Here is a 6,055-nt window from a genome sequence, read left to right on the forward strand (position 1 = left end):
TTTTTTATTTTCATTAATTATTCATTTTCCTTGCAAAAAATGAATAATAACCTTACTTTCAGGATGAAAAAATGATTTAATAGACCAAATTTTATACAAGCTCTCAAATTGAGGGAAAACCTAATAGTGATATAATGACTATAATCCTCATTGTAATCAGCATTTGTTTGCTTATCCTTTGCATAACTTATTTTAAGATCAATGCCTTTCTCGCTTTTTTAGTTGTTTCCTTATTCAGTGGACTTTGTTTGGGTATTCCACCGGCACAGTTGGTGGGGACAGTTGAAAAAGGTGTTGCAGGCGTTATGGGAAGCCTGACTTTAATTATTGTATTGGGCGCGATGTTAGGGAAAATTGTAGCTGAAAGTGGGGCCGCCGAGATAATTGCTGAGCAAATGGTCCGCCTGATGGGAGAGCGATACCTGCAGTGGGGGCTTATGTTGACGGGGTTTATCGTTGGAATACCGCTATTTTATGGAATCGGATTTGTCTTATTAGTTCCCTTGATATTTTCGATTTCCTACCGCTATAAGTTGCCGACAGTATATATTGGATTACCGATGCTGGCAGCCCTGTCTGTAACGCATGGTTTTATTCCGCCGCATCCTTCGCCGGTTGCATTAGTTGCCCTGTTTCACGCTGATATGGGACTGACTCTTATCTATGGTCTTTTGATCGCCATACCTGCTATTATTTTGGGTGGGCCAATTTTTGGAAGAAGCCTCAAAAATATACGGGCAAGTCAGGAATCAATTTTTCGCGAGAAAGATCGTTCGGAGTCAGCGCAGTATCCGCGCCCGACAGTGGGAGTAAGTTTGGCTGTTGCCTTGCTGCCGGTATTGCTCATTGTCTTATTTACATTGCTTCCTTATTGCTATCATACAACCAATATAGCGCTGCAGCAGGGAGTTAAGTTTATCGGCAACCCTACCGTTGTTATGGTTATTGCGGTCGGTGTAGCAACCTATTTATTAGGATTGAAATTGGGACTATCGATGGCCAATGTGATGACAATCTATGAGTCTGCGGTGAAAGATATTGCCATGATTCTATTGATTATTGCTGGATCGGGAATCTTTAAACAAGTTATGGAGGACAGTGGAGTTAGTCTGTTATTGGCCAATACCCTGCAGCAGCTCCCCATTTCACCTTTACTGTTGGCTTGGTTAATTACAGCTGTTATCAGAGGTTGTGTCGGCTCGGCCACAGTAGCCGCCTTGACAGCCGCTGGTGTTCTGCTACCTATTGTTACAGGGGGAAAAGCGGACCCTAACCTTATGGTATTGGCGATAGGAGCCGGAAGTCTGATGTTCTCCCATGTCAATGATGCCGGATTTTGGCTATTTAAAGAGTACTTTGGCCTAAGCGTAAAGGATACGTTATTTTCCTGGTCGATCATGGAGGCGATTGTTTCCATTGTTGGGCTCCTTGCTGTTTTACTATTGCAATTAATTTTATATTAGCTATTATTTTAAACTTTAAAATCGTTAAAGATGTACAACGCAGACGAACAATTCGAAAAATTAGGTTTGACATTACCTCCAGCACCGGCACCTAAAGGTGTCTATAAACCATACGTCATTGACGGCAAGTATCTGTATCTTTCTGGTCATGGTCCCGTACAAGATGATGCTGCATTAATTATCGGTCGCATTGGAAGTGATATCAGTCCTGAAGAAGGCAAACTTGCAGCGAGACAAGTAGGCCTAACCATGTTGTCGACCATTAAAACCAATTTGGGCTCATTGAACAAAATCAAGCGTGTGATCAAGGTATTGGGTATGGTCAACTGTACCTCGGATTTTCTTTATCATCCAGGTGTAATTAACGGCTGTAGTGAACTATTCGCTGCGGTTTGGGGAGAAGAGAATGGTATTGGAACACGTAGTGCAGTTGGATTTGGATCTTTGCCCGATAATATTCCCGTAGAAATCGAAGCATTATTTGAATTATACTAATCGGAATTGTATGGAAACTTGGTGCCATATACATGATGTTGATCAGGTCGATTCGCCAGCCTTGCTGGTCTATCCTGATCGCATTGTCAAGAACATAGACCGCGCTTTACATATTGTGCATGGGCGGGCTGATCGATTGCGGCCGCATATCAAAACGAACAAGTGTCGGGAAGTATGCCAACTGATGATGGATAAGGGGATTACAAAGTTTAAGTGTGCAACCATTGCAGAAGCTGAACTATTGGGTGTTATCGGTGCAAAAGATGTTTTGCTGGCATACCAGCCCGTAGGGCCAAAGATAGATCGTTTTTTGAATCTTGTAACCGCCTTTCCGGAGACACATTTTGCCTGTCTTGTGGATCATGTCGATGCAGCACAGGAGATTTCAAAGTGGAGCTTGTCGAAAGGCTTACGCAGCGCTGTTTATCTGGATGTTAATATTGGCATGGGCCGAACAGGATTACCTTTAGAAGGGATTGAGCGTCTCGTTATGGATATCCATCTTTTGGAAGGTATTCAGTTGGTAGGTGTGCATGGTTATGACGGTCATATTCATGATAAGGATTATAAACTTCGCGAAAAGCAATCCCAACATTCATATGGTATACTCGAAACTGCCTACCTTATGGCGCAGGTGTCCACTTCTAAACCTTTGACTAAAGTTATTGGCGGTTCGCCAAGTTTCCCTTTTCATGCTGAACGCAGCGATGTAGAATGCAGTCCCGGAACGTTTGTGTTTTGGGATTTCGGCTATGCCGAAAATTACGCAGAACAAGATTTTATGCTTGCGGCGGTACTTTTGACGCGTGTCGTTTCTATCGTTGATCACAAGCACCTTTGTTTGGACCTGGGGTATAAATCAGTTGCATGTGAATCGCCGCAACCCCGCGTCAAGTTTTTCGATCCGCGTATTGGCGAAATAAAAATGCAGAGTGAAGAACATTTGGTCGTTGAGGTAACAGATAGTGCCCAGTTTAACTTAGGCGATGCGCTGTATGCCGTGCCACGACATATCTGTCCGACAGTAGCTTGTTATGGCGAGCTTCAAGTTGTCTATGAACGGCAGGCAGATCAAATTTGGACTGTTTATGCGCGAAATAAAAAAATAAATTATTGATATGTATGAATTTGAAATGCCATTTTTGGTCGATGCACATTTGGATTTGAGTATGAATGCCATGGAATGGAATCGGGATCTTCGATTGCCGATTACTGAACTGAACCGTAGGGAAAAGGGGATGGATGACAAACCTGATCGGGCTAAGGCAACAGTCACTTTTGACGAATTGCGTCGTGGTCATGTTGGTTTGGTTGTTGCTACACAAATCGCTCGATTCGTAAAACCCGATAGCCTATTACCAGGCTGGTACTCACCGGAACAGGCATGGGCGCAAACACAGGGTCAGCTTGCATGGTATAAAGCAATGGAAGCCGATGGCCAAATGAAAATGATCTGTACAAAAACTGATCTGGACCAGCATTTGGCGCTCTGGTCAGAGGGGGGCGATCATGCCGATAAGCCAATCGGGTACCTGCTGAGTCTGGAAGGTGCCGATTCCATTGTGGATATCAGCTATCTCGAAACAGCTTATAACTATGGTTTAAGAGCGATTGGACCAGCACATTACGGGCCAGGTAGATATGCCAACGGAACAGATTCATCCGGCAAGCTTAATGAGCAGGGAATAAGGTTGTTGCAGGAAATGGAGCGATTGGGGATGATATTGGACGCGACACACCTAAATGATGATGCTTTTTGGGATGCTGTACAACGTTATCAGGGTGCGATTTGGGCCAGTCACAATAATTGCCGCAAGTTTGTGGACCATAATAGGCAGTTCAATGATGAAATGATTAAGACACTTGTGGAGAAAAAAGCAGTGATCGGTGTAGCGCTTGATGCTTGGATGATGGTACCGAATTGGGTCCGCGGTGTATCCGACCCTAAAACAAGCAATTGCTCCATGGATATCATGGCCAACAATATTGATCATATTTGTCAATTGGCAGGAACTGTCGATCATGTTGGGGTGGGGAGCGATTTAGACGGAGCATTTGGACGTGAGCAGTGTCCTTATGATCTGGAAACTATTGCTGATATCCAAAAAGTATTTGGTATCCTGTCAAAAAGAGGGTATGATAACACGGATCTTGAAAAGATTGCCAGCAAGAACTGGCTTAATTTTATGCGAAATGCATTGCCAGAATCTTAAGAAAAGATAATCGAATCTTAAGAAAAGAAATGGAGACATCCTTGAGCACAAATAGGTCAATAACCTACCCAGATGATAGCATGTCTTGAAGAGCAAATAGTTAACAATAGCGAAGCCGATTAAACGAATCAAAACAAACACCTCCAACACCAATTAATAGATGAAACCAGTATTACGCGTGCAATTGTCCCTGATGATGTTTTTAGAGTATTTTATCAAAGGGGCTTGGTTTGTAACTTTGGGAACATACCTCATTAAATCGCTCAATGCCTCGGGTATGGAGGTCGCAAATATTTTTGCGACACAATCCCTTGGTGCTGTATTTGCTCCTTTTTTTGTGGGTTTTGTCGCCGACAGGTATTTTAATGCCGAGCGGGTACTTTCAGCATTACATCTCATTGGAGCTGCACTACTTTACGGGATGTCGCAAGCACCCGATGCGACACATTTTTATCCCTATGTATTTGTCTATTTTATGGCTTACATGTCTTCGCTATCCTTATCCAATGGGATCGCATTCCGGCATATTGAAGACGCGAAGAAGTATTTTCCAGGGGTACGCGTGTGGGGAACGATCGGTTGGATCTGTTCGGGACTAGTGATCAGTTATTTGTTCCGTTGGGATGCTCCCGAATCGATACAGGCAGGTGCCTTGCATAATACCTTTATTATGGGCGCGGTTTGTTCGTTATTATTGGCGGTCTTCAGTCTAGCATTGCCAAAAACACCACCACAGGTTAAACTCAGGGATGAAAAATTTGATTTTGGAAAGGCAATCGGTTTGGATGCGCTGAAGCTTTTAAAACAGCGGAGTTTTCTGATTTTTTTTGTAACAGCAATTGTCATCTGTATTCCCATTTCGTTCTATTATCAAAATGCGAACCCATTTTTGGTAAACGCCGGAATACCGAACCCCACAGCAAAAATGGCATTGGGGCAATTTTCCGAAGCCATCTGCCTGTTATTGATTCCATTTTTCTTTAGACGCTTGGGGTATAAAAAGATGATTTTACTGGGCATTGCGGCCTGGGCACTCCGTTATTTGTTTTTTGCCTACGGCGACGGACAGGAACGGTCATTCTTATTGCTGTTCGGAATTTTATTGCATGGCATCTGCTATGATTTTATGTTCGTAGTGGGTCAGATCTATACCGATCGAATTGCTGGTGAAAAATACAAAGCTTCTGCACAGGGTCTTATTACCATCGCGATGTATGGTGTAGGTATGCTGATCGGATTTTGGGTTGCCGGTGCTGTTTCAGATTACCTAAAAACAGCTTATGCTGCTCAATTTTGGGAATATCTTTGGTTTATTCCAGCAGGTATTTCTGGTTTTTGTCTTGTGCTATTTGCCCTGTTTTTTAAAGAGGAGAAAGCGGTGCCGGATATGAAAGCTAGCTAAAGATGCGCTACGTTCAATTAAAGGCAGAACGTTCATAAAAAACGATAACATGGAGCATCTTTGATGGGAAGGTGCTCCATGTCTTGAAAATGTTGATTAGATCATATTGAACCATTCCTGGTATTTTTCACCGATAAAGGGGAGTGGTTTCCGCTCTCCGGAAAATGCGGATATTAATCCTAATATAAGAGCAATAAGTAGGAGCAATCCAACAATACTAATGGCAATTCCGCCAATACCTGGAACAAAACGTAACAGTCCCAACGCCATTCCTGTTACTGAAATTCCTATACTTTGTCGGATATGGAATTGCGCTAAAGCAGTCTTTTCCTTGTTGTTCATAATGATGGCAGCAACAAGGCCGATGATGGTTAAGTAAGAAATAATAGCAATTGTTTTTCCGTCACTTGACGTAGCCTTCTGAATAGGGGTTCTCTCCATGATCCTTTAATGTAAAATGTTTGACTTAAATATTTAAGTCA

General features: G+C 42.8%; 6 protein-coding genes. 5 read left to right on the top strand and 1 reads right to left on the bottom strand.

Annotated features, from left to right (window positions below; genetic code table 11):
* Window positions 1–134 precede the first annotated feature (134 nt).
* From B2X72_RS19530 to B2X72_RS19550, 5 genes are all read left to right on the top strand, one after another.
* On the top strand, window positions 135–1,463 hold the full coding sequence (locus B2X72_RS19530) for a gluconate:H+ symporter (RefSeq protein ID WP_286851157.1): 1,329 nt from the start codon (window positions 135–137) through the stop codon (window positions 1,461–1,463).
* 30 nt (window positions 1,464–1,493) lie between these two features.
* On the top strand, window positions 1,494–1,958 hold the full coding sequence (locus B2X72_RS19535) for a RidA family protein (RefSeq protein WP_075993294.1): 465 nt from the start codon (window positions 1,494–1,496) through the stop codon (window positions 1,956–1,958).
* 10 nt (window positions 1,959–1,968) lie between these two features.
* On the top strand, window positions 1,969–3,075 hold the full coding sequence (locus B2X72_RS19540) for a D-TA family PLP-dependent enzyme (protein ID WP_286851158.1): 1,107 nt from the start codon (window positions 1,969–1,971) through the stop codon (window positions 3,073–3,075).
* Window position 3,076: 1 nt separating this feature from the next.
* Complete coding sequence (locus tag B2X72_RS19545; RefSeq protein ID WP_286851160.1) at window positions 3,077–4,171, top strand: dipeptidase; 1,095 nt, start codon at window positions 3,077–3,079, stop codon at window positions 4,169–4,171.
* 160 nt (window positions 4,172–4,331) lie between these two features.
* Entirely contained in the window at window positions 4,332–5,573 is a 1,242-nt protein-coding gene (locus B2X72_RS19550; RefSeq protein ID WP_182984084.1) for an MFS transporter, read from the top strand.
* Between the two features lie 96 nt (window positions 5,574–5,669).
* Here B2X72_RS19550 and B2X72_RS19555 read toward each other — a convergent pair whose 3' ends face one another.
* Window positions 5,670–6,014 (bottom strand): hypothetical protein, encoded by a 345-nt coding sequence (locus B2X72_RS19555; RefSeq protein WP_088162145.1) that lies wholly within the window; start codon window positions 6,012–6,014, stop codon window positions 5,670–5,672.
* Window positions 6,015–6,055 lie beyond the last annotated feature (41 nt).

Origin of the sequence: Sphingobacterium sp. UBA7253, from assembly GCF_002472745.1 — a bacterium.
In the GTDB taxonomy this organism is placed as follows: Bacteria; Bacteroidota; Bacteroidia; order Sphingobacteriales; family Sphingobacteriaceae; genus Sphingobacterium; species Sphingobacterium siyangense.

What these genes read in the sequence shown, in the direction of transcription:
- B2X72_RS19540 (WP_286851158.1), top strand. Translation starts at nt 1,969, where the DNA reads ATGGAAACTTGGTGCCATATACATGATGTTGATCAGGTCGATTCGCCA.
- B2X72_RS19555 (WP_088162145.1), bottom strand. Translation starts at nt 6,014, where the DNA reads ATGGAGAGAACCCCTATTCAGAAGGCTACGTCAAGTGACGGAAAAACA.
- B2X72_RS19530 (WP_286851157.1), top strand. Translation starts at nt 135, where the DNA reads ATGACTATAATCCTCATTGTAATCAGCATTTGTTTGCTTATCCTTTGC.
- B2X72_RS19545 (WP_286851160.1), top strand. Translation starts at nt 3,077, where the DNA reads ATGTATGAATTTGAAATGCCATTTTTGGTCGATGCACATTTGGATTTG.
- B2X72_RS19535 (WP_075993294.1), top strand. Translation starts at nt 1,494, where the DNA reads ATGTACAACGCAGACGAACAATTCGAAAAATTAGGTTTGACATTACCT.
- B2X72_RS19550 (WP_182984084.1), top strand. Translation starts at nt 4,332, where the DNA reads ATGAAACCAGTATTACGCGTGCAATTGTCCCTGATGATGTTTTTAGAG.